This window comes from Gordonia sp. PS3 (assembly GCF_041950545.1).
Taxonomy (GTDB): domain Bacteria; phylum Actinomycetota; class Actinomycetes; order Mycobacteriales; family Mycobacteriaceae; genus Gordonia; species Gordonia sihwensis.
On record NZ_CP169524.1, the window covers coordinates 2,138,515 to 2,160,874 of the forward strand.

General features: G+C 69.0%; 23 protein-coding genes. 8 read left to right on the top strand and 15 right to left on the bottom strand.

Annotation, left to right across the window (positions count from 1 at the left end; all coding sequences use genetic code 11):
• Positions 1–161: 161 nt before the first annotated feature.
• Genes ACE11G_RS09875 through ACE11G_RS09915 form a run of 9 tightly spaced genes read right to left on the bottom strand, consistent with a single transcriptional unit; the run spans position 162 to position 8,570 of the window.
• Complete coding sequence (locus ACE11G_RS09875; RefSeq protein ID WP_231650147.1) at positions 162–1,277, bottom strand: acyl-CoA dehydrogenase family protein; 1,116 nt, start codon at positions 1,275–1,277, stop codon at positions 162–164.
• The gene (locus tag ACE11G_RS09880; RefSeq protein ID WP_062366852.1) at positions 1,256–2,446 is read right to left on the bottom strand and encodes an acyl-CoA dehydrogenase family protein; all 1,191 of its coding nucleotides are present in this window, start codon (positions 2,444–2,446) and stop codon (positions 1,256–1,258) included. Before ACE11G_RS09880 ends, ACE11G_RS09875 begins: the two co-directional genes overlap by 22 nt.
• Positions 2,446–3,666 carry an acyl-CoA dehydrogenase family protein gene (locus ACE11G_RS09885; RefSeq protein WP_062366850.1) on the bottom strand — a complete coding sequence of 407 codons (1,221 nt, stop codon included), beginning with the start codon at positions 3,664–3,666 and terminating at the stop codon, positions 2,446–2,448. Before ACE11G_RS09885 ends, ACE11G_RS09880 begins: the two co-directional genes overlap by 1 nt.
• Position 3,667: 1 nt before the next feature.
• A complete protein-coding gene (locus ACE11G_RS09890; protein ID WP_062366848.1) occupies positions 3,668–4,693 on the bottom strand; it encodes a phosphotransferase family protein in 1,026 nt (341 codons plus the stop codon).
• Entirely contained in the window at positions 4,693–5,145 is a 453-nt protein-coding gene (locus tag ACE11G_RS09895) for a MaoC family dehydratase (RefSeq protein WP_062366846.1), read from the bottom strand. The genes ACE11G_RS09890 and ACE11G_RS09895 overlap by 1 nt, the downstream gene beginning before the upstream one ends.
• A 2-nt stretch (positions 5,146–5,147) precedes the next feature.
• The gene (gene fabG, locus ACE11G_RS09900) at positions 5,148–5,903 is read right to left on the bottom strand and encodes a 3-oxoacyl-ACP reductase FabG (RefSeq protein WP_006896312.1); all 756 of its coding nucleotides are present in this window, start codon (positions 5,901–5,903) and stop codon (positions 5,148–5,150) included.
• Positions 5,900–6,976 carry an NADPH:quinone oxidoreductase family protein gene (locus ACE11G_RS09905; protein WP_045538179.1) on the bottom strand — a complete coding sequence of 359 codons (1,077 nt, stop codon included), beginning with the start codon at positions 6,974–6,976 and terminating at the stop codon, positions 5,900–5,902. Before ACE11G_RS09905 ends, fabG begins: the two co-directional genes overlap by 4 nt.
• The gene (locus ACE11G_RS09910) at positions 6,973–7,803 is read right to left on the bottom strand and encodes an SDR family NAD(P)-dependent oxidoreductase (protein WP_045538180.1); all 831 of its coding nucleotides are present in this window, start codon (positions 7,801–7,803) and stop codon (positions 6,973–6,975) included. The genes ACE11G_RS09905 and ACE11G_RS09910 overlap by 4 nt, the downstream gene beginning before the upstream one ends.
• Positions 7,803–8,570 (bottom strand): SDR family oxidoreductase, encoded by a 768-nt coding sequence (locus tag ACE11G_RS09915; protein WP_006896309.1) that lies wholly within the window; start codon positions 8,568–8,570, stop codon positions 7,803–7,805. Before ACE11G_RS09915 ends, ACE11G_RS09910 begins: the two co-directional genes overlap by 1 nt.
• Positions 8,571–8,734: 164 nt before the next feature.
• Here ACE11G_RS09915 and ACE11G_RS09920 point away from each other — a divergent pair, with 164 nt between their 5' ends.
• Together ACE11G_RS09920 and ACE11G_RS09925 are read left to right on the top strand one after the other, a co-directional pair.
• Positions 8,735–9,358 (top strand): TetR/AcrR family transcriptional regulator, encoded by a 624-nt coding sequence (locus tag ACE11G_RS09920; RefSeq protein WP_045538181.1) that lies wholly within the window; start codon positions 8,735–8,737, stop codon positions 9,356–9,358.
• A gap of 124 nt (positions 9,359–9,482) precedes the next feature.
• Positions 9,483–9,668 carry a hypothetical protein gene (locus tag ACE11G_RS09925; protein ID WP_045538182.1) on the top strand — a complete coding sequence of 62 codons (186 nt, stop codon included), beginning with the start codon at positions 9,483–9,485 and terminating at the stop codon, positions 9,666–9,668.
• A gap of 50 nt (positions 9,669–9,718) precedes the next feature.
• Here ACE11G_RS09925 and ACE11G_RS09930 read toward each other — a convergent pair whose 3' ends face one another.
• The gene (locus ACE11G_RS09930) at positions 9,719–11,518 is read right to left on the bottom strand and encodes a DEAD/DEAH box helicase (protein WP_375002019.1); all 1,800 of its coding nucleotides are present in this window, start codon (positions 11,516–11,518) and stop codon (positions 9,719–9,721) included.
• A gap of 137 nt (positions 11,519–11,655) precedes the next feature.
• Here ACE11G_RS09930 and ACE11G_RS09935 point away from each other — a divergent pair, with 137 nt between their 5' ends.
• Positions 11,656–12,765, top strand: coding sequence for a YihY/virulence factor BrkB family protein (locus ACE11G_RS09935; protein WP_062366838.1), 1,110 nt, complete (start codon positions 11,656–11,658; stop codon positions 12,763–12,765).
• A 7-nt stretch (positions 12,766–12,772) separates the two neighbouring features.
• On the opposite strand, the gene ACE11G_RS09940 is transcribed toward ACE11G_RS09935, so the two are convergent.
• Positions 12,773–13,003, bottom strand: coding sequence for a DUF3039 domain-containing protein (locus tag ACE11G_RS09940; protein ID WP_006896303.1), 231 nt, complete (start codon positions 13,001–13,003; stop codon positions 12,773–12,775).
• Between the two features lie 35 nt (positions 13,004–13,038).
• Between ACE11G_RS09940 and ACE11G_RS09945 the strand changes: the two genes are divergently transcribed.
• Positions 13,039–13,455, top strand: a complete 417-nt coding sequence (locus ACE11G_RS09945) for a DUF3099 domain-containing protein (protein WP_375002021.1) — start codon at positions 13,039–13,041, stop codon at positions 13,453–13,455.
• A 3-nt stretch (positions 13,456–13,458) separates the two neighbouring features.
• Here the strand turns inward: ACE11G_RS09945 and ACE11G_RS09950 are convergent, their stop codons facing one another.
• Positions 13,459–13,770: a helix-turn-helix domain-containing protein gene (locus ACE11G_RS09950; RefSeq protein ID WP_375002023.1), complete on the bottom strand. Its 312-nt coding sequence runs from the start codon at positions 13,768–13,770 to the stop codon at positions 13,459–13,461.
• Between the two features lie 78 nt (positions 13,771–13,848).
• On the opposite strand from ACE11G_RS09950, the gene map reads away from it, so the two are divergent.
• Positions 13,849–14,634 (top strand): type I methionyl aminopeptidase, encoded by a 786-nt coding sequence (map, locus tag ACE11G_RS09955; protein WP_006896300.1) that lies wholly within the window; start codon positions 13,849–13,851, stop codon positions 14,632–14,634.
• On the opposite strand, the gene zapE is transcribed toward map, so the two are convergent.
• Entirely contained in the window at positions 14,621–15,712 is a 1,092-nt protein-coding gene (gene zapE / locus ACE11G_RS09960; protein ID WP_375002025.1) for a cell division protein ZapE, read from the bottom strand. The genes map and zapE overlap by 14 nt on opposite strands.
• A 33-nt stretch (positions 15,713–15,745) precedes the next feature.
• Here zapE and ACE11G_RS09965 point away from each other — a divergent pair, with 33 nt between their 5' ends.
• Together ACE11G_RS09965 and ACE11G_RS09970 are read left to right on the top strand one after the other, a co-directional pair.
• Entirely contained in the window at positions 15,746–16,336 is a 591-nt protein-coding gene (locus ACE11G_RS09965) for a TetR/AcrR family transcriptional regulator (protein WP_006896298.1), read from the top strand.
• Between the two features lie 120 nt (positions 16,337–16,456).
• Positions 16,457–17,455 (top strand): sigma-70 family RNA polymerase sigma factor, encoded by a 999-nt coding sequence (locus tag ACE11G_RS09970; RefSeq protein ID WP_006896297.1) that lies wholly within the window; start codon positions 16,457–16,459, stop codon positions 17,453–17,455.
• Positions 17,456–17,519: 64 nt separating this feature from the next.
• On the opposite strand, the gene ACE11G_RS09975 is transcribed toward ACE11G_RS09970, so the two are convergent.
• Positions 17,520–20,312 carry a GNAT family N-acetyltransferase gene (locus tag ACE11G_RS09975; protein ID WP_375002028.1) on the bottom strand — a complete coding sequence of 931 codons (2,793 nt, stop codon included), beginning with the start codon at positions 20,310–20,312 and terminating at the stop codon, positions 17,520–17,522.
• A complete protein-coding gene (locus ACE11G_RS09980) occupies positions 20,305–21,549 on the bottom strand; it encodes an acetoin utilization protein AcuC (protein WP_375002030.1) in 1,245 nt (414 codons plus the stop codon). Before ACE11G_RS09980 ends, ACE11G_RS09975 begins: the two co-directional genes overlap by 8 nt.
• A gap of 125 nt (positions 21,550–21,674) precedes the next feature.
• On the opposite strand from ACE11G_RS09980, the gene ACE11G_RS09985 reads away from it, so the two are divergent.
• A complete protein-coding gene (locus tag ACE11G_RS09985) occupies positions 21,675–22,355 on the top strand; it encodes a metal-dependent transcriptional regulator (RefSeq protein ID WP_006896294.1) in 681 nt (226 codons plus the stop codon).
• The last annotated feature ends 5 nt before the right edge of the window (positions 22,356–22,360 follow it).

Sequence of the window (22,360 nt, forward strand, 5' to 3'; positions counted from 1 at the left end):
TGCGTGACACTCATCATGCTTTACATTGACGTCAACGTCAATGACTGAAGGCCCAGCGGGAGCGTCCGAGGAGACGACCGTCGTGCACAGCTAAAACGCGCCGTCGGCGGACGTGGTCACGTCCGCCGACGGCGCGTCTCGTCGCCTCCGGTTCGCCGAGGTCAGGCGGGCAGATCGGCGAGGATCGCCAGCGCCGCCCGATGCCGTCCGGGAGTACCGAGAGCGATCTGATCGGCCTTCGCCCGCTTGAGGTAGAGGTGCGCGGGATGCTCCCAGGTCATTCCGATGCCGCCGTGCAACTGGACGGCTTCCTCGGCGGCCCGGACGGCGTGGTCGCCGCAGTAGGCCGCCGCGACCGCCGTCGTCAGCGCCGACTCGTCAGAGTCCACTCCGAGATCGGTCGAGACGACCGCAGCCGCGCGCGCCGCCGCCGAGGCCTGTTCGGTGTCCGCGTACAGGTCCGCCAGCCGGTGCTTGATCGCCTGGAAGCCACCGACGACGCGCCCGAACTGGCGTCGCTGCCGCAGGTAAGCCACGGTTTCGGTGACACACCACCGCGCGATGCCCGCTTGTTCGGACGCCAGCAGGGCCGCGCCCATCGCGAGACCGGAGCGGATCGCCGCCGCGCCGTCGTCCGACACACGCCTCCCCTCGGCCCCGTCGAACTCGAGGTCGCTGACCGGTCGGGTCATGTCGAGCGACGTGACCGGCGTGACTACGACCGACTCCGACGGCACCGCATACAGGGCGCCGTCCGAACCGGGAACCAGGAAGACATGGGCGTCCTCGGCGCCGGCCACGCTCTGCACCCGCCCGGACAGGCGCGCGTCGGCCGCCGCCACCGTCGCGATGACCGAATACGGATCGGCGGAGAACGGGACGGCGAGCGCGGCGACGACGGATCCGTCGGCCAGCCCCGGGAGCAGTTCGGTGTCGCCCGCCTCCTCGAGCACGGTGGTCGCGATCACGGCGCTGGTGAGCATCGGGGTGTGCGCCGATATCGCACCGAGTTCCTCGAGGACCACCGCCGCCACCGCCGGCGTGGCTCCGGCACCGCCGTGCTGCTCACCGATCAACAGGCCCGCGAGCCCCAGTCCGGCCATCTCCCGCCAGAGGTCGGGCGGCGCGGCGCCGTCGTAGGCGGCGATGAGGGCGTCCGTGCTCACTCGCCGGGACAGCAGATCGCGCACGGCGGCCCGCAGATCCTCCTCCGCCTCGTCGGGCACCAGGTGCGGCACGTAGTCCGCCGCGACGCTCATCTCGGCACGTCCTTCCATGGAATGTCCTTGTCGACTCGGTGTTCGGGCGGCAGTCCGAGGATGCGTTCGGCCACGATGTTGCGCAGGATCTCCGATGTCCCGCCCTCGATCGAGTTGCCCTTGGCTCGCAGATACCGGTAGCCCGCGTCGCGGCCGAAGAAGTCGACGCGCTGCGGCCGGACCATCGTCCAATCCGAGTAGCGCAGTCCCTCGGCGCCGAGGATCTCCAGTTCCAGCCCGGACAGTTCCTGGTTGATGCGTGCGAACGAGAGTTTCATCGCCGCTCCCTCCGGACCGGGCTGCCCGGAGGCGAGCTTCTGGCCGAGCCGGACGCCGGTGAGACGAGCCACCTCGGAATCGACCCAGAGCTTCAGCAGTTCGCCGTGCAGTTCCGGGGTACGCAGGTCGGGGCGGTCGCGCCAGGTCCGCGCGACCACGCCGATCATCCCGTCCTCACGCCGGGCGGCCCGGCCCCCGATCGCCACCCGTTCGTTGTTCAGGGTCGCATTGGCGACTTCCCAGCCCTGACCGATCTCCCCCAGCCGCTGGCTGTCCGGGATGCGCACGTCGGTGAGGAAGACCTCGTTGAACTCCGCCTCGCCGGTGATCTGGCGCAGCGGCCGGACGTCGACGCCGGGGTCGGTCATATCGCACAGGAAGTACGTCAGTCCGCGGTGCTTGGGCACATCGCCGTCGGTGCGGGCGACGAGGATCGCCATTCGGGCGTTGTGCGCGCCCGAGGTCCACACCTTCTGCCCGTTCACCACCCACTCGTCGCCGTCGCGGACGGCTCGGGTGGCCACGGCCGCCAGGTCGGAGCCGGCCCCGGGTTCGCTGAACAGCTGGCACCACACCTCCTCGCCGGTCCAGAGCGGGCGCAGGTAGCGGTCGAGCTGCTCGGGTGTGCCGTAGCGCAGGATCGTCGGCGCGGCCATGCCCAGGCCGATGCCGTTGACCTCGCTCCGGTTTCCGGGTGCGCCGGCCTCCGCGAAGAGTCGGTCCACCTCGGGCTGCAGCGACCGCGACAGCCCCAGTCCGCCGCGGCCCACCGGGTACGCCACCCAGGCCAGACCCGCGTCGTACCGGGCTCGGAGGAACTCCAGCGAATCGGTGGTCGCGGGATCGTGTGCGGCCAGGAAGTCCGCCACCGTCCGCGCGAGATCGGCCGCCGCGGTCGCCTCCGTCATCAGCGAGTCTCTTGCCTGCGGAGTTCGGCGCGCGCGAGGGAATTCTTGTGCACCTCGTCCGGCCCGTCGGCGAACCGCAGCGTCCGGATGCCCGCGATGTAGTTGGCGAGCGGGAAGTCCTGGGAGAGTCCGCCGGCGCCGTGCGTCTGAATCGCCTTGTCCAGGATCCACTCGACCGTCGACGGGGTGGCGATCTTGATGGCCTGGATCTCGGTGTGGGCGCCGCGGTTGCCGACGGTGTCCATCAGCCACGCGGTCTTCAGGACCAACAGCCGCAACTGCTCGATCTTGACCCGCGATTCGGCGATCCAGTTGCGGATCACACCTTGTTCGGCGAGCGGTTTGCCGAAGGCGACGCGGCTCGCGGCTCGCCGGCACATCATCTCCAGCGCACGCTCGGCCATGCCGATCGACCGCATGCAGTGGTGGATGCGGCCCGGTCCGAGCCGGCCCTGAGCGATGGCGAATCCGTCGCCCTCCGCCCCGATCAGGTTCGCCGCCGGGACGCGCACGTCGGTGAACCGCAGTTCGGCGTGGCCGCCGTGATCGTGGTCGTCGTAGCCGAGCACGTGCATCCCGCGCACCACCTCGAAGCCCGGGGTGTCGCGCTCGACGAGGATCATCGACTGCTGCGCGTGCCGCTCCGCGGACGGATCGGTCTTCCCCATCACGATGAAGATCTTCGCGTTGGGGCTCATGGCACCGGTGATCCACCATTTGCGCCCGTTGATGACGTACTCGTCACCGTCGCGGACGATCGACAGTTCGATGTTGGTCGCGTCCGAGCTGGCGACATCCGGCTCGGTCATCGCGAACGCCGAGCGGATCTCGCCGTTGAGCAGCGGGGTCAGCCATTTGCGCTGCTGCTCGGCGTTCGCGTACTGGGCCAGGACCTCCATGTTGCCGGTGTCGGGCGCGGCACAGTTGAGTGCGGCGGGCGCCAGCCCGGGGCTGCGGCCGGTGATCTCCGCCAGCGGCGCGTACTGCAGATTGGTCAGTCCCGCCCCGTGTTCGCCCGGCAGGAACAGATTCCACAGTCCGCGCCTGCGGGCCTCGGCCCGCAGCTCGGCGAGGACCGGCACGCCGTCCCAATCCCACGGGTCCTCGAGCGCGGCCAGCTGCTCGGCGAACACCGGCTCGGCCGGGTACACGAACTGATCCATGAACTCCAGGAGGTTCTCCCGCAGTTCCTCGGTCTTCGCGTCGAACTCGAAATCCATCTCAGCTCTCCTTCAGAGCGTCCAGGCCCGCGTTCAGCAGCGGACCCACGGCCTGTCCGGCGTCGGCGAATCCTTCGCCGACCGTCTGACCGTTGACGTAGCGGTAGTGAATGCCCTCGACGATCCCGGCCAGCTTGAAGCAGCCGAACGCGAGGTAGAACCCGAAGTCCGAGAGGTCACGGCCGGACTCGGCGGAATAGCGCGCGAGGACCTCGTCCTCGGTGAGGAAGCCGGGCGCCAGCGAGACGTCGGTGACGCCGCCGCCCGCAGCACCGAGACGGTGGTAGACGCACATCAGCGCCAGATCGGTGAGCGAGTCCCCGATCGTCGACAGTTCCCAGTCGAGCACCGCCCGGGCCTGATCGGCGTCGTCGACGAGCACGTTGTCGAGGCGGTAGTCGCCGTGGACGATGCCCGGGGCGGCGTCGGCGGGTACCCGCTCGGCCAGCAGCCCGTGCAGTCGCTGCATGTCCGGGAGGTCGCGGGTGTGCGCGGCGTCGAACTGTTTGCGCCACCGCGCGACCTGCCGGGCCAGAAACCCTTCGGGACGGCCGAAGTCGCCCAGTCCCACCTCGGCCGGATCCACGCGGTGCAGAGCGGCCAGCGTGTCGACGAGCCGCTCGGAGATCGCACGGGTGCGGCTGCTGCCCAGCTCGGCCAGTTCGGCGGCCTTACGGTAAGGAGTCCCGTCGACGGCCTCCATGACATAGAACCGCGCGCCGAGCAGGTCGGTGTCGTCGCAGATCGCGTACATCCGCGGCACGGGCACCTCCGTCGGCGCCAGCGCCGACATCATCGTATACTCGCGTCCCATGTCGTGCGCCGTCGCCAGCAGCTTGCCGACGGGCGGGCGGCGCAGTATCCAGCGGTTGTCTCCGTCCGTGAGGCGGTAGGTGAGGTTCGACTTGCCGCCGGCGATCAGCTCCGCGTCGAGCGCGCCGTCGATCGGGCCGACGTTCTCGATGAACCACGGAGTCAGCCGGGCCAGATCGAGACCGGGCAATTCGCGTGAACCGGTGGCCGCCATCAGAACACCAGCACCGAGACGGTCTCGGCGATGCACACCGGCTTCTCGCCGCCGTCGATCTCGATGGTGACCTTCTCGACCACCTGCTGACCGGCCGAACTCGCCTTCACCTCGACGAGTTCGAAGCCGGCCCGTACCTTCGATCCGACCGGGACGGGCGCGGGGAACCGCACCTTGTCGGTGCCGTAGTTGACGCCCATCGTGGTTCCGACCGCACGCCAGGCGCTCTGGCGCAGCACCGGAATCAACGACAGGGTCAGATAGCCGTGTGCGATGGTGGTGCCGAAGGGTCCCTTCGCGGCCCTCTCCTGGTCGACGTGGATCCACTGGTGGTCACCGGTGGCGTCGGCGAACAGGTTCACCTTCTCCTGAGTCACCTCGTACCAGTCGGAGTAGCCCAGATGCGTTCCGACGGCGGCGACGAGGTCTTCGGCACTGTTGATCTCGATCATCGTCAGGCCTTCGGTCCGCCGGCGACGTAGATGACCTGACCGGAGACGAAGCCGGCGCCTTCGCTCGCGAAGAAGCTCACGGTGTGCGCGATGTCGGCGGGCTCGCCCACGCGCTGGACCGGGATCTCCTTGGCCGCGGCGGTCTTGAAGTCGTCGAAGGAGACGCCGATGCGCTCGGCGGTCGCTGCGGTCATATCGGTCGCGATGAATCCCGGAGCGATCGCGTTGGCGGTGACGCCGAAGCGGCCCAGCTCCAGCGCCAGGGTCTTGGTGAAGCCCTGCATCCCCGCCTTGGCCGCCGAGTAGTTGGCCTGGCCGCGGTTGCCGAGCGCCGAGGTGCTCGACAGGTTCACGATGCGCCCCCAGCCCTCCTTGGTCTGGTACTGCTGCACCTCGCGCGACATCAGGAAGGCACCGCGCAGGTGCACCGCCATCACCGAGTCCCAGTCGGAGACGCTCATCTTGAACAGCAGGTTGTCGCGGATGATGCCCGCATTGTTGACCAGGATCGTCGGCGGCCCGAGTTCGGCCGCGACCCGGCTGACGCCGGCCTCCACCTTGACTTCGTCCGAGACGTCGACGCCCACACCGATCGCTCTGCCGCCGGCGGCGGTGATCTCGTCGGCGACGCTCTGGCAGGCCGCTTCGTCGAGATCGAAAACGGCCACGGCGTGACCGTCGTCGGCCAGACGGCGCGCCACCTGGGCACCGATGCCTCGAGCGGCGCCGGTCACGATCGCAATGCGCTGGGTGGTCATAGAGTTCTCTCCTTCGAGGACGTACTTGATTCGGATGTGCGGGATTCGGGTGTGCGGGATCGGGCGGAGCGGCCGGTGAGTCCGCTCGGCGTGGCCTGATACGCCACGCGTCCGACGGTATTGCCGTCGGCGAGCCGTTGCAGGCCGTCGGGGATTTCCTCCAGTGGCAGCCGCTCACTGACGAGGGGCGCGATGGCTCCGGAGTCGGCGAGCGCGGTGAGCTCGGCGTGGCATTCGCGGACGAGGTCGGGCGCGTACCTGTTGTACAGACCCCAGTGCAGACCGACCACCGAGTAGTTCTTGATGAGCGCGTGGTTCAGCGCCGTCTCGGTGATGGTGCCGCCGGCGAAGCCGATCACCAGGATCCGCCCCTCGAATGCGATGCACTTGGTGGACCGCAGGTAGGTGTCGCCGCCGACGGGATCGTAGATCACGTCGGCGCCGCGACCGCCGGTTTCGGACTTGACGACCTCGACGAAGTCTTCCGCGTGCCGGTCCACCACGACATCGGCGCCGAGCTCGCGAGCGACCCCGGCCTTGGCCGATCCGCCGACCACGCCGATCACCTTCGCGCCGGCGGCCTTGCCCAGTTGAATCGCGGCACTGCCGACCCCGCCGGCCGCGGCGTGCACCAGCAGGGTCTCCCCCGGTTGGAGCCGGGCTCGACGGTGCAGTCCGAACCAGCCGGTCTGGTACCCGATGAACAGCGACGAGGCCTGCGCATCGTCCAGGGACTCCGGCGCCGGGAAGGTCTCGGCGGCGGCCATCACCGCGTACTCGCCGAAACCGCCGTACGGCAGCACCGCGCCGCCGAGCACCCGGTCGCCGACCGACAGCCCGGCGACGCCCTCACCGAGCGCGGTCACCTCGCCGCACAGTTCCACTCCCGGGGTGAACGGCAGTTCCGGCCGCACCTGATAGAGCCCGCGGCACATGAGGACGTCCGGGAAGTTCGCCGCGGAGGCGAGCACCCGCACCACCAGCTGCCCAGGTCCCGGCTCCGGGAGGTCGACGTCGGCGAGGTGCAGCACCTCAGAGGGCTCGCCGAGCCGTTGCACCCGCCACGCCTTCATCGCGGCTCTCCCTCGGACCGGGCCGAGTCGAGCCTGCGCTGCAGTTTGTTCATGCCCGCGAGCCAGCGGTCGGTGTCGCCGGCCCTCGCCCGGTAGTAGCCGGACACCTCGGGGTGCGGCAGGATCAGGAAGTCGTCGCCGTCGAGGGCCGCCTCGACCGCCGCCGCCACGTCGTCCACGGAGAGTGCGACGTCATGGCTGAGCAGTTCTTCGAGGGGCCCGGACTGATCGAGCATCCGGGTGCGCACGCCCTGCGGACAGATCGCCTGCACCACGACGCCTCGATGCCGATAGGTCGCCGACAGCCATTCGGCGAAGGCGACGGCGCCGTGTTTGGTCACCGAATACGCGGGAGCGCCGAGCATGGTCAGCAGCCCGGCCGCCGAAGCGGTGACGACGAACCGTCCGCCGCCGCGCTCGATCCACTCCGGGACGAGCCGGCGCGCCGCGTGCACGTGCGCGAGCACGTTGACATTCCACGAGAGCTCCCAGTCGGCGTCGTCGGCCTCGAGCCCTCGCCCTCGGTCGACTCCCGCGTTGGCGAACCACGCGTCGATCGGACCGTAGGCTTCGCGGGCCGTCGCGATCAGGGCGTCCACACCGTCCTGCGACGCGGCGTCGCCCGGTGCGGCCACCGCGGTTCCGCCCGCGCCCGCGATCGACGCCACCGTGCGTTCGGCGCCCTGCGCATCGAGATCGGCCACCACCACCCGAGCGCCCCGCGCACCCATCGCGACGGCGAGCCCGGCGCCGATGCCGTTGCCCGCTCCGGTGACGACGACCGTCTTACCGGCCGGATCGAAGGCCGCCGGGTCCGCGCCGCTCATCAGGCGCCGCCGCCGAGGAGCACGCCGCCGTCCACGACGAGCGTCTGTCCGGTCATCCAGCCCGCGTCGGCCGACAGCAGGAAGGCCACCACCGAACCGATGTCGTCCGGCTCCCCCAATCGCTTGAGCGGGTACGCCGAGGCGACCTGCTCCTCGCGACCCTCGTAGAGGGCGGTGGCGAACCGCGTCTTCACCACCGCCGGAGCCACCGCGTTGACCCTGATGTTCGGTCCGAGCTCCCACGCGAGCTCTTCGGTGAGATGGATGACCGCGGCCTTCGACACCCCGTAGAAGGCGATGCCCGGTGCGGGGCGCAGACCCGCGATGGAGGCGACGTTGACGATCGCACCGCCGTGCTCACCCTGCCAGGCCCGGTTGACCGCCTGCGCCCAGCGCAGCGCCGAGATGACGTTGACGTCCATGATCTTGCGTGCGGCCTCGGGATCGATGTCCATCAGCGGTCCGTAGACCGGGTTGATACCGGTGTTGTTGACGAGCAGATCCGCACTGCCGAAGCGCTCGACGGTCTTCGCCACCGCATCGGCCTGATGGTCGGGGTCGTCGCCGCGACCGGGTACCGCGAGTGCCACGTCCGCACCGCCGAGCCGTTCGACGGCGTCGTCGAGGGCCTCCTTCTTGCGAGCGGTGATCGTGACCTTGGCGCCTTCGGCGATCAGCCGCTCGGCGATCGCGAACCCGATGCCGCGGCTGGCGCCCGTCACGATGGCCGTCTGGCCCTTGAAGCGCTGAGGATCGATCTGTGCCACGGAGTCTCCTTGTCATGAACTGCGGTGAACTCTGACTAAGCGCTTGCTTAGCTGTTACGATCCACCTTGCACCACGGTGAGACATCCGTCAACCGGTCTCGCCGGATGCGGCCCGGCTCATATCCGAGACCGTGCGGCACCGACCCGGCACACAGGAGGCGAGCGTGAACGACGAGAGCATTCCGTCCCGATCCGAGCTCACCCGGCGGCGTCTGCTCGACGCCGCATTGGAGGCCTTCGCCGAACGCGGCTTCCACGGCACCACGACGCGCGACATCGCGTCGGCCGCCGGCATGAGTCCGGCGGCGGTGTACGTCCACTACCGCAGCAAGGAAGACTTGCTCTTCGAGCTCTCGCACACCGGCCACCAGGCCACCCTCGCGACCGTCGAGCAGGCCGACGACCCCGGTGCGGACCCGGCAGAGCGGCTCGCCTCGGTGATACGCGCATTCGCCGAGTGGCACGCGAGGGGACACACCAGCGCACGGATAGTGAACTACGAACTCACGAGTCTGACTCCCGAACACCGCCGCGAGATCGTCGAACTCCGCCGCGACATCACTCGGCGCGTGCGGGCGATCGTCGACGCCGGGATCGCCTCGGGCGCGTTCGACGTCGACGATCCCCACACGACCACGAACTCGCTCCTGTCGATGGGGATCGACATCGCTCGCTGGTACTCCGAGTCCGGCCCGCTCGACCCGAGCCGGCTCGGCGACTTCTACGCGGGCATCGCCCTCCGCGTGGTCGGCGCCGCTCCGGTGCGCGCCGATCGGCCCGATCCGTAGTCCGAATGAATTGATTTGCGACACACCGAGGCCAACCGGGAACATTCAGGGGCCGGTATTCGTCTGACAGAGTGAAGGACGACGAACCGATTCGCGGTTCGCCGGCTATGGGACGGAGGACGACATGAGCGACATCGCCACGACCGCACCCGCGAGGACGCCGCTGACTGCCGCAGACCGCTGCGATCGCTGCAGCGCCGCTGCCAAGGTGCGCGCCACCCTGCCGACCGGTGGAGAGCTGCTCTTCTGCCTCCACCACTACAACGATCACGAGGCCCGCCTCGTCGAGATCGGGGCGGTGGTCGACTGACCGCCGCGCCGGTCACGGCCGGCTGACTCCAGGCTCGAAGCCCTGCGAACCTACCAGGTTCGCAGGGCTTTGATCCTTTCGCGCAACTGTTCGGCGGTCGCCATCGCCGTCGGCGGACCGCCCAGGCGAGTGCGCAGCTCGTTGTGGACCTGGCCGTGCGGCTTGCCCGTCCGGTGGTGATGGAGCGCGACGAGGGTGTTCAACTCCTTGCGCAGGGCGTGCAGGTTCTCCCCCGTCTGCCGTTCAGCGGCGTTCGGAGCGGCCTGCGCCTGAGCGTCGTCGGCGGGACGCGCCTTGGCCGCGGCCGACCGTCGTGTCACCTGGTCGGCCTGCCGCTGCTGCAGCAGCGTTCGCACCTGGTCGGCGTCCAGCAGTCCGGGAAGTCCCAGATAGTCCGACTCCTCGTCGGAACCGACGAGTGTCGTGGTGCCGAACGAGGAACCGTCGTAGATCACCTGATCCAGTTCGGCGTCGGCGTGCAGCGATTCGAAGGTCTTCTCGTCCTCGCCCGGCTCGTCCTCGCGCTTGTTGGCCTGAGCCAGGAGCCCGTCCTCGAGTCCGTCCGACTCACGATGCGGCTTGCCCAGCACGTGATCGCGCTGCGCCTCGAGCTTGCTCGCCAGGTCGAGCAGCACCGGCACGGAGGGCAGGAAGACGCTCGCCGTCTCCCCCGGGCGCCGCGACCGCACGAATCGGCCGATCGCCTGCGCGAAGTACAGCGGAGTCGACGCATTGGTCGCGTACACCCCGACCGCCAGCCGCGGCACGTCGACGCCTTCGGACACCATGCGCACCGCGACCATCCACTCGTCCTGACTCGCCGAGAACTCGGCGATCCGGGAGGACGACTTCGGATCGTCGGACAGGATCAGCGCGGGCTTCTTGCCGGTCATCGACAGCAGCAGCTCGGCGTAGTCGCGCGCGGTCTGCTGGTCGGTCGCGATCACCAGTCCGCCCGCGTCCGGCACACCCGAGTCCCGCAGCTTCATCAGCCGGCGGTGGGCTGCCGAGAGGACCGCGGGGATCCAGTCGCCGTGGGGGTCGAGCGCGGTGCGCCAGGCGCGCGAGGTCTGCTCGGCCGAGAGCGGCTCACCGAGCCGGGCGGTGAACTCCTCACCCGCGCTGGTCCGCCAGCTCGCCTGACCGGAGTATGCGAGGAAGACCACCGGCCGGACCACGCCGTCGCGCAGGGCGTCGGCGTAGCCGTAGGAGTGATCGGCCTTCGAGCGCTGCCCACCGCCCGGCTCCGGTTCGTAGGTCACGAACGGGATCGGGGAATCGTCCGAGCGGAAGGGTGTTCCGGTCAGCGACAGCCGTCGTTCCGCATCGCTGAACGCCTCCCGGATCCCGTCGCCCCACGATTTCGCGTCGCCGCCGTGGTGGATCTCGTCGAGAATCACCAGCGTCCGGTACTGCTCGGTGCGGACGCGGTGGCGGGACGGGTGCGCCGCCACCTGTGCGTACGTCAGGACCACACCGTCGAAGTCCGAGCTGGTCGACCCCGTCGAGTTGGAGAAGTTCGAGTCCAGTGCGATGCCGACGCGCGCGGCCGACTGTGCCCACTGGTGCTTGAGATGCTCGGTCGGCGCCACGACGGTGATCCGTTCCACGGTCCGGTCGGCCAGCAGTTCCGAGGCCACGCGCAGCCCGAAGGTCGTCTTTCCGGCACCCGGCGTCGCGACGGCGAGGAAGTCCTTCGGCCGTCTGGTCAGGTATTTCGTCAGCGCCCGCCGCTGCCAGGCGCGCAGCGGCGCGCCCGATCCCACGCGCCGAGCAGCCTCACCGTCGACCTCGTCCACCCCGTCACCGATTGTCGTCCCGGACCCGACTTCTGTCTCCGTGCTGGTCACCCTGCTCCTGCACCCTCCTCGCGAGAAAACCTTCACGAGTCTATCCCGGCCGCCGGACATCCTCGCGGTCGCCGCCGCACGCCTGCGCGCCACGCCCGCCGGCGGGGCGCTCGTTCCGGGCGTGGCGCCCATCCGCCATGCTGGTAGGCATCGACACCGAGCACCACGCGCCCACCGACGGCGAGGAGAACGCGAGTCAGGACGACCGGCAGAGCCGGGCGAGCCTGCCCGAAGTGATACGTGGAATCCCTCGTCTGGCGTGGCGGACGACGGTCAAGTCCTGGGACGACTCGATCATCGGCTGGGCCGCGCAGGCGGCGTTCTGGCAGGCTCTGTCGCTCCCCCCGCTGTTGCTCGGCGTACTGGGCAGCCTCGGATACATCGCCGACTGGTTCGGCCCCGACACCGTGCAGATCATCACGGAGCGCATCATCTCGTTCTCCGAACACGCCTTCACACCGAACGTGGTCGACGACCTCATCGCTCCGACCGTCGAGAACGTCCTCGGGCGGGGCCGAGTGGCGATCATGTCGGTGAGCTTCGTGATGTCGCTGTGGGCGGGATCGTCGGCGATGTCGTGCTTCGTCTCCTCGATCGTGCACGCACACGGACAGCACGAGATCCGCCACCCGGTGTGGCAGCGCATCTTCGCGCTGCTCATCTACATGGTCTTCCTGGTCTCCGGCGTCCTGGTGCTGCCGCTGGTGGCACTGGGGCCGACGTATCTGCACCAGATCCTGCCCGACGCGTGGGATCCGGCGATCTCCGATCTGGTCGACTGGGGCTACTTCCCGTTCGTGGGGGTGCTGTTGATCGGCGCGCTGGTGACGCTGTACCGGTTCGCGCTGCCGCATCCGGCGCCCTGGCACCGGCTGCTGCCGGGCGCCCTGTTCGCGGGTGTCTTCTTCTGGGTCGCGACGTACGTCCTGCGCTTCTACCTGACCGCGCTCACCCGCGCCGGCTACACCTACGGCGCCCTCGCGACGCCGATCGCGTTCCTCCTGTTCACCTTCTTCCTCGGCTTCGCGATCGTCGTAGGAGCCGAGTTGAACGCCTCGATCGAGGAACTGTGGCCGGCGCCGCGCGGCGGCGGGGTGGTGCGCAGCTGGGTCACCAGCCAGACCACCGAACTGACCGACACACTGCGCAATCGCGCACTGAACGGCCGCGCGTCGGGCGACGGCCGGGGCAGGGACGACGGCCGGGACGGGGACGATCCCGACGGACCCGCCCCGACCGCCCGCTGAGAATCGGTTACTTCTTCATCTTCTGGTAGATCTTCTTGCACTTCTCGCAGACCGGCGAGCCGGGTTTCGCGGACTTGGTGACCGGGAAGACCTCACCGCACAGGGCGACCACGTGAGTACCCATGACCGCGCTCTCGGCGATCTTGTCCTTCTTCACATAGTGGAAGACTTTCGGAGTGTCATCGTCCTCCTCAGTGCGTTCATCGATGTCCGGGCGTTCGATCGTCTGAGTAGCCATGACTCCATTGTGGACCACTGTGCAACCATGGAGGTATGGCGGAACGACGAGGACGCGATGGTGACGGCGACAGCTTCCTGATCACCAGCGCTGAACCCGACCGCGACGCCGTCTTCCGCGCCCGCAAGCGCCGCTATTTCCTGATGATGTCGATCCGTATCCCCGCACTGATCATCGCGTCGATCGTGTACGGCGTCACGCAGAACGGCTGGATCGCACTGGCGATCATTGTCGCGTCCATCCCGATTCCGTGGATCGCCGTTCTCAAGGCCAACGACCGGGAACCCCGCAAGCACGGCGAGGTGCCGATGTATCACTACGGCAGCACCCGCTCCGTGCAGCCGGAGATCGCGCCCGAGCCGCATCGCGATCGCTACGACGACCGGTCGCATCGGATCATCGAATCCGAGGTGGAGGGACGTCCCGATCCCGAGCGCCCGGAACGCGAGTAGGGCTCAGCCCACCGCGCGTTCGTCGCGTCCGCCGCTGATACGGTCGCCGTCCACTCGGTCGCCGTCCACGCCGTCGGCCAGCCAGGTCGCGACCGCATCGTCGACCGGCATCTCCAGCGCCGCGCACAGCCCGACGACGGTCCCGAAACTCGGGCTCGGCATCCGGCCGGACTCGAGTTTGCGCAATGTCTCCGGCGAGATCCCGGCTGCGGCCGCCACCCGCACGGGATCGCGGTCGGCCCGTGCGGAGCGGAAGAGGACTCCGAGGCGTCTGCCTGCGGCGAGTTGCTCGGGAGTCAACGGGAGACGAACCATACCCGCAGCTTAGCGGTATTCGAATACCGCGGGGCTGCTACAGTGTCGGTATTTAAATACCAACGCTGGGAGATGACGATGATGGAGCTCAAAACGCCGGATGAGATCGGGAAGATGGCGGTCACCGGCGCGTTCGTCGCCGAGGTCCTCACCGACCTCTCACGTCTCGCGCGCCCGGGCGTCGACGTGATGGATCTGGAACATCACGCACGACGGCTGATCGCCGATCGCGGCGCGGTCAGTTGCTATTGGGACTACTCCCCCTCCTTCGGCCGAGGACCGTTCCGCAACGTCGTCTGCCTGTCCGTGAACGACGCCGTGCTGCACGGCCTGCCCGCCCCGCACGTCCTCGCACGCGGCGATCTCCTGACCATGGATTTCGCCGTCTCGATCGATGGCTGGACTGCAGATTCGGCGATCACCGTTCAAGTCGGCTTCGACGACGACGTCGCGTCCCGCACCGACGATCCCGACGCACGACTGATCGACTCCACTCGCCGTGCTCTCGAGGCCGGCATCGCGGCCGCCCTTCCCGGAGGCCGACTCGGCGACATCTCCGCCGCCATCGGCGCCGTCGCCGCCGCCGACGGCTACCGCGTGAACACCGACTTCGGCGGCCACGGTCTCGGCCGCACCATGCACGAGGATCCACATGTCCCGAACGTCGGACGCGCCGGCCGCGGCCTCCGATTGAAGCCCGGAATGGTACTGGCTCTCGAACCGTGGTGGGCTGCGGGAACCGACGAGATCGTCTACGATGCCGACGGCTGGACGATCCGCTCGGCCGACGGGAGCAACACCGCGCACTCCGAGCACACCGTGGCGATCACCGAGGACGGACCGACCGTCCTCACCGCTCGCTGACAGCCGCCGTGTCCACAGTGTCTGCAGTCTCCACAGTGTCTGCAGTCTCCACAGTGTCTGCAGTCTCGACAGTGCATGCAGTCTCCACCGTCGCTGCAGTCTCGACCGTCCACGCCGACATTCGGCTGACGGCGCGAGCGGCGTCGGGCAGCCGAGAACGCAGCAGGTCCGCGAGTTCGCCGGGCCCGAAGCTCGCGACGACGGTCAACTCCACGTCGCGATCGTGGGCGACGTCGAGCAGTGCCGCCCACCGGGCGAGCGCGTCGGGGCCGGCGACGCACTCGTCGGGCATCGTCACCCGCCAGCGCGGAAAGCGCTCGGCCAGCGACAGGTAGTCCGATACATGGGCGGGGACCTCGCACAACTCGCCGAACCCGAACTCCACCGTCCCCTCTTCGTCCATCTCTTCGCCGGAGGGGACCGGGCGGCCGCCCCCGGCGCGTCGCACGGATCCCGCACCGCAGATCGTCCAACGCCCCCGACGGAAGCCGCCGGCGGCGAGGACGACCGCCGCACCCGCCTCCCGCAGATCGCGGCCGTCGTCCAGGGTCGCGACGGTGAAGATGTCTTCGATCGTCGCGATGGTCGGCTCGAATGCAGAGTGGAACAACGGGTTCGGCATCAGCTCGGCGGGCGCGCGATTCGAGGTCACGATGATACGGATCCGGCGGCGGTGCAACTCACGCAGCACTCGGTCGAGCAGCACTCCGTCGGCCGGGTCGTGGACGGTGAACTCGTCCAGGCAGACCGCCCGCGCCGAACCGACCAGTGCGGACACGCTCGGGGCGAGCCCGCCGGTCGCACCGATACCGTCGTGCAGATCCCGGAAGAACTCGTGCAGATGCCATCGGCGCGCACCGAGTGCCGCGATCACGGCGTCGACGAGCCAACTCTTACCGCGGCCGGGCGGACCGTGGAGGTAGACGTTCTCCTCACCGGACAGCAACCGCAGCACGGCGAGTTGTCCATCGGTGAGACGCAGCCCTTCCCGTGCCGCGCGCTGATGCACTGCCGCACGGACCGCGGCGCGGCGCTCCCGGTCCGCACGCATCGCTCGCTGCTCTCGCCACTTCCACATAACGAACACTCTATGTTCGTAGAGGGTGATTCAATGAGTGCCGTGCCCGATCTCACTCCCAGGACCGATCGCCGTGAGGCGATCTGCGAGGCCGCGCTCGACCTCGCCGCCGCCGGAGGCAACCGCGCGGTGACCCACTCGGCCGTCGACCGGACTCTCGACCTGCCCAAGGGATCGACGTCCTACTACTTCCGCACCCGTGCAGCACTCCTCGGCGGCGCGATCGCGCATCTGACCCGGACCTCGCGCGCCGCCTTCCACCGCGTGTCGGCGACCGCCGAGTCGTCGGGCACGTCACCGGGCACGGTCATCGCCGACTATCTTCACCATCTGACCGGCGTGCGGATGCGCGATGTGCGTGCCCGTTACGCCCTCGCCCCGGACGCCGCCGAAGCCGGCACGGCGACGGCGCTGAGCGAGTGCCTCTTCTCCCGGTCCGCAGCCATCGCGCTCTTCGCCGCCCGTTCCCGTGTCTCTCGCGAGCGGGGTGCGGACGATCTGGCCGAGGATCTGATGGTGTTCTGCGAGGGCGTCACGGCTCTCGCCTACTTCTCCGGCACGGTGCGCGATGCGCGGGAACTTCGGGATGCGATCGGTCGTTACTTTCCTGACCTGGTCCAATGAGCCGATTCCACCGCGCAGCGGTAGACTAAGCAACTTCTCAGCAACCACGGGGAACCTTTCCGGCACCCGCGACGTTGGACCTGGTGAACGCACTGATGAAACGCATCTCCAGGAGGTCGCATGGCTCACTCGACGATTGCCCGCCCGTCCGAAGCTCGTTCCACCCGTACTCGCCCGGCTCTCACCGAGCAGGATCTGGATGCGCAGTCACCCTCGGCCGACCTCGTCCGCGTCTACCTCAACGGCATCGGCCGCACCGCTCTGCTGACCGCTGAGCAGGAGGTCGACCTGTCCAAGGCCATCGAGGCCGGGCTGTATGCGAAGCATCTCCTGGCCACCAAGAAGCGCCTCAGCCCGGCAAAGAAGCGCGATTACGCCATTCTCGTCCGCGAGGGCGAACAGGCTCGCGCGCATCTGCTCGAGGCGAACCTGCGCCTGGTGGTCTCCCTGGCCAAGCGCTACACCGGCCGGGGCATGCCGCTGCTCGACCTCATCCAGGAGGGCAACCTCGGTCTGATCCGCGCCGTCGAGAAGTTCGACTACGCGAAGGGCTACAAGTTCTCGACCTACGCGACCTGGTGGATCCGCCAGGCGATCAGCCGCGGCATGGCTGATCAGAGCCGCACCATCCGCCTGCCCGTCCACCTCGTGGAGCAGGTCAACAAGCTGGCCCGTATCCGCCGCGAACTGCACCAGCAGCTCGGCCGGGAGGCCACCGACGAGGAACTGGCCCTGGAATCGGGCATCCCGGCTGAGAAGATCGCCGATCTGATGGACCACAGCCGCGATCCGGTGAGCCTGGACATGCCCGTCGGCAACGACGAGGAGGCGCCGCTCGGCGACTTCATCGAGGACGCCGAGGCCACCTCGGCCGAGACCGTCGTCATCGCGAACCTCCTGCACTCCGACATCCGCTCGGTGCTCTCGACGCTCGACGAGCGGGAGATGCAGGTCATCACGATGCGGTACGGCCTCGAAGACGGTCAGCCGCGCACGCTCGACCAGATCGGCCGCGCCTTCGGGCTCTCGCGCGAGCGTGTCCGCCAGATCGAGCGCGAGGTCATGACCAAGCTGCGTCAGGGCGACCGCGCCGAGAAGCTCCGCGCTTACGCGAGCTGATCCGATGAGGGACCGCGCCGCGGTCCCGCCCCAGACCGGCGGCTGCGGTCGATGATCCCCCGAGTCAACCCAGCCGCCTCGGCCCGGTGTCCGCGAGTGTGGGCACCGGGCCGACATCTATGTGCGACCCCAGGACCGAGATCCCGTCGGGCGAGGCGAGGATCGGGTCGAGCGTCAGCTCGCGGATCTCGGGGACGTCGTCGATCAGCGCCGACACCCGCTGCAGCAACTCCACCAGCGCGTCCGGATCGGTGTGGTCCTCGGCCAGCAGCGTCCGGACACTCGGCTCGTCGACCAGTTCCCTGGCATCGTGCTCAGTCAGCGGGATCGACCGGAAGCTCCGGTCACCGAGCGCCTCGAACAGTCGTCCGGAGAGGCCGAACGACATCAGCGGACCGAACGACGGACTGTCGGAGACGCGGAGGTACATCCCGACGCCTTTCGGCGCCATCCGCTGCACCTGGAGCGACGAGTCGCCGGTGAGGGTCTGCAGTTCGTTGAACGCGGTGATGACCGCGGTCGCGTCGGACAGGTCCAGCCGGGCGCCCTCCCGGTCCACCCGACCGACCCAGGCCGGCGAGGTGGACTTCACCACGACCGGGAATCCCAGCTCACGCGCCGCCGCAGACGCCTCGTGCATCGTCCGGACGTCCCGGAACGGAACCACTTCGATGCCGAAGTGCCCGAGCACGTACGACCCCTCGCGCGGAGTGAGCGAGCGCGGGCCGTCGGCCATCGCCTCTCGCACGAAGCTGCGCGCGTCCTCCGGCCGCGAATCCGGGATGGGTGCGGGCGCGGCGGCCGGCCGCGACCGCCACCGGGAGTAGCGCCACGCCTGCGCCAGCGCGCTCGCAGCGCGCTCGGGCGTCGGGTACGACGGGATCGACCCGCGCACGGGCAGCCCGTCCGGTCCGGTGCGCGACAGACCGGGCGGAACACCCTCCACCGCGAGGAAGGTCGTCACGACCGGTTTGGTCGGAACGTCGCCTCCGTCGGCCGGGCGGGTCGCTTCCAGCAGGCCCAACGCGTAGTCGGACGAGTCGACGGCCACCGGCGGGACGAACACCACGATCACCGCGTCGATCGCGTCGTCGTTCATCGCCTCGGCGACGGCGGCCGACAGTGCGTCGTGCGTCACGGCCGGCCCCAGATCCACGATCGAGACCACTTCGAGGCCCGAGCTGCGGGCGGTGTTGGCAGCCAGGGACGCGATGACCGACGAGTTTCCGAGGATGGCCGTCCGGGGACCGTCGGGCAGCGGCTGGTAGGCCAGCACGGTAGCGGAGTCGAAGAGCTCCGCGATCGTCTCGACCTGGATCACCCCGGCCTGTTCCAGCACCATCTGTGCCACGCGGTCGTCGCGCACCGGACCGGTGCGCTGGGCGTGTACCGGCGACATCGCCCCGCTGCCCGACTTGATCGCGACGATCGGCTTCTTGGACGCCACCCGGCGAGCGATCCGCCCGAACTTGCGCGGATTGCCGAAGCTCTCCAGGTACAGCAGCACCACGTCGGTGTCGTCGTCGGTGTCCCAGTACTGAAGCACGTCGTTCCCGGACACATCGGCGCGGTTGCCCGCGGAGACGAACGTCGACAGGCCGAGCCGGCGGTGGGCGGCGGTGTCGAGGATCGCGATGCCGAGCGCACCGGACTGGCAGAAGAATCCGACGCGGCCCGCCCCCGGAATGCGAGGAGCCAGTGACGCGTTCAGCGCGATGTCGGGATGGTTGTTGACCACACCGAGCGCGTTGGGCCCCACCAGGCGCATCCCGTGGGCGCGGACCTGTTCGGCGAGCCGCTTCTCGTTCTCCAGCCCGGCCTCGCCTTTCTCACCGAAGCCCGCCGACACCACCACCAGGGTCCGCACGCCTTTGGCGAGACAGTCGTCGAGCACTTGGTCTATGCGCGCGGCAGGCACCGCGATGACGGCCAGATCCACCGGGTCGGGGATGTCGCGCACCGTCGAATAGGAGCGGATCCCGCGCACCGACGGCGGTGCGGTGCGCGGCGGTCGTCCGGGACCGCGGCGGGGCTGGGCGTCGTCCGGTTCGGACGCCACCGCCGAACCGTTCACCGGGAACACCGGCCCGGTGAAGCCGGCCGCGAGCACATTCGCCAGCAACACGTTGCCGACCTTCTTGGGGTCGGCGGAGGCACCGATCACGGCCACCGACGAAGGACGCAGCAGATTCGCGATGCTGCGTGCCTCCGAGGCACGCTCGCGGGCGTTGCGCACCGCCGTCAGCGCCTCGGTGGGATCGATCAGGAACTCGACGTGCACGGTGCTGCCGTCGAAGGCCCGGCTGATCTGATATCCCGCATCACGGAAGACGGCCACCATGTTGGGGTTCTCCGACAGCACCTCCGCCTCGAACCGGGTGAAGCCGTTCTCCGCCGCCGCACCCGCCAGGTGCTCGAGCAGGATCGGACCCAACCCACGGCCCTGGTGATCGTCGGCGACCACGAAGGCCACCTCGGCGGAGGTCGGTTTACCGTCCGCCGCGAGCCCCTCGTACAGCCCCATCGCGATCACCCGGTCGCCGAGGAAGGCCAGCAGGGCGACGCGGTTGCGGTAGTCCACCGTCGTCATGCGCACCACTTCGCGCGGCGGGAGCGTCGGCGTCGGACCGAAGTACCGCATGTAGCGGGTGCGTTCGCTGAGACCGTTGTGGAACTCGACGAGCAGGTCGGCGTCGGCGGGCATGATGGGCCGGATGTGAACCACGCCTCCGTCCGAGGCGAGGACGTCGGCGCTCCACTGCCGCGGGTACTCGCGCGGGAGCGCGTCCTCGGTCGTCGGCGTCTCCTCCGTATCGCTCGCGGTGTCCGTCGATCCGGTGTCGGGCGTGTCAGTCACGAGGATCCTCCGGGTCCAGGCCGTGCAGCGGGAACACCGCTCGGCGGGTGGCGATGATGGCTTTGTCGGTCTGCCGCTGGGCGGTCTCCGAGACGCCGTCGGGTGGTTCTGCGCTGCCGTCGCCGTCCCAGCGGACGAAGTCGGTGACGCCGCCGTCTCCCATCGTGGCCTCCGGCGGCCGCGCGTAGTCGGGGTGAACCGTCTTCGCCAGATCCTGCGCGCCGGCGAGCCAGTCGTCCCCGATGCGGGTCTGCGCGGGCACGTCGCGATCGAGCGCCGCGCCGATCAGATGCGTCCAGCTGCGCGGGACCACGTTGATCACGCCGTATCCCCCGCCGCCGACGGCCAGCCAGCGTCCCTCGCAGTACCGGTCGGCGAGTTCGCGCAACGCCCGGACCGCGGCGGCGTGGCCGTCGACGGTCAGTGCCAGGTCGGTGAGCGGGTCGTCGCGGTGGCTGTCGACACCGATCTGCGTCACCAGGATCTGCGGCTTGAACGCCTCCACCATCGACGGAACGACGGCGTGAAAGGCGCGCAGCCACAACGAGTCCGGCAGCCCGGGCATCAGTCCGACGTTCATCGCGGTGCCCGTGGCCGGTCCCTCGCCCACTTCGGTGGCCCAGCCGGTGCCGGGCCACAGCGTCGCGGGGTGCTGATGCAGCGACACCGTCATCACCCGCGGGTCGCCGATGAACTCGGCCTGCACGCCGTCTCCGTGGTGCGCGTCGACGTCGATGTAGGCGATCCGGTCGTAGCCGTGCTCGAGCAGCCAGCGGATCGCGATCGAACAGTCGTTGTAGATGCAGAAGCCGGCGGCGTGGCCCTTCATCGCGTGATGCATGCCGCCGCCGATGTTGACCGCTCGGCGCACACTTCCGGACGCGATCGCCGCGGCCGCGGCCACCGAGCCGCCGACCAGCATCGCTCCCGCATCGTGCATGCCCTCGAAGATCGGGTTGTCCGCGCTGCCGAGGCCGAAGAGACGCTCGAGGACCGGGCCGTTGAGCGAGGCGGTGCCGTAGCTGACGGCCCGGACCGCGTCGACGTAACCCTGCGTGTGGACGGTGGTCAGGAGCCCGTCGTCCACCGGCAGCGGCTCGATCGTGTCCACGTCGTCGAGCACACCGAGGCTGCGCGCCAGCGACATCGTGAGGGCGAGGCGCACCGGACTCATCGGGTGGGTGTAGGCCCACTTGTACTCCATGAAGTGCTCGCTCCAGATGATCGCCGCACTCATCGCCTCGCCTCTTTTCGCATCACCCTGTCACGCTAACGGTTTCACGCCACTCGGGGACTGCATCAGGTGCCCCTGACGCCCTGCCTTACAGGTAACCTGAACTGAGGCGAAAGGACTGAGGCTTCGTGAACGATCTTGTCGATACCACAGAGATGTATCTGCGGACGATCTACGACCTTGAGGAGGAGGGGATCATCCCGCTGCGCGCTCGCATCGCCGAGCGCCTGGAACAGAGTGGACCGACGGTCTCGCAGACGGTGGCGCGCATGGAGCGCGACGGGCTCCTGCGCGTCGCAGGCGATCGGCATCTCGAACTCACGGACAAGGGCCGCAATCTGGCCATCTCAGTGATGCGCAAGCACCGATTGGCCGAGCGGCTGCTGGTGGACGTGATCGGTCTGCCGTGGGACGAGGTGCACGACGAGGCCTGCCGCTGGGAACACGTGATGAGCGAGAACGTCGAGCGGCGCATCGTCGAGGTCCTCGACAACCCGACCACGTCGCCGTACGGCAATCCGATTCCCGGGCTGGAGCAGCTCGGGGTCGAGGCCAGTGCGCGCGAGGACACCTCGGTGCGGCTCGTCGACCTCCCCCAGGGTGAGAGCACTGTCGTGATCACGCGTATGTCCGAGCACGCGCAGGCCGACCCGGAGTTGATCTCCGAGCTGCGGCAGGCCGGCGTGGTGCCGAACGCGCGCGTGTCGGTGAACGTGACACCCCGTGCGGTCATCATCAACACTCCCGGACACGAGGGGCTGACGCTGTCCTCGGAGATCTCGCACGCGATCTTCGTCAACAAGACCTGATCACC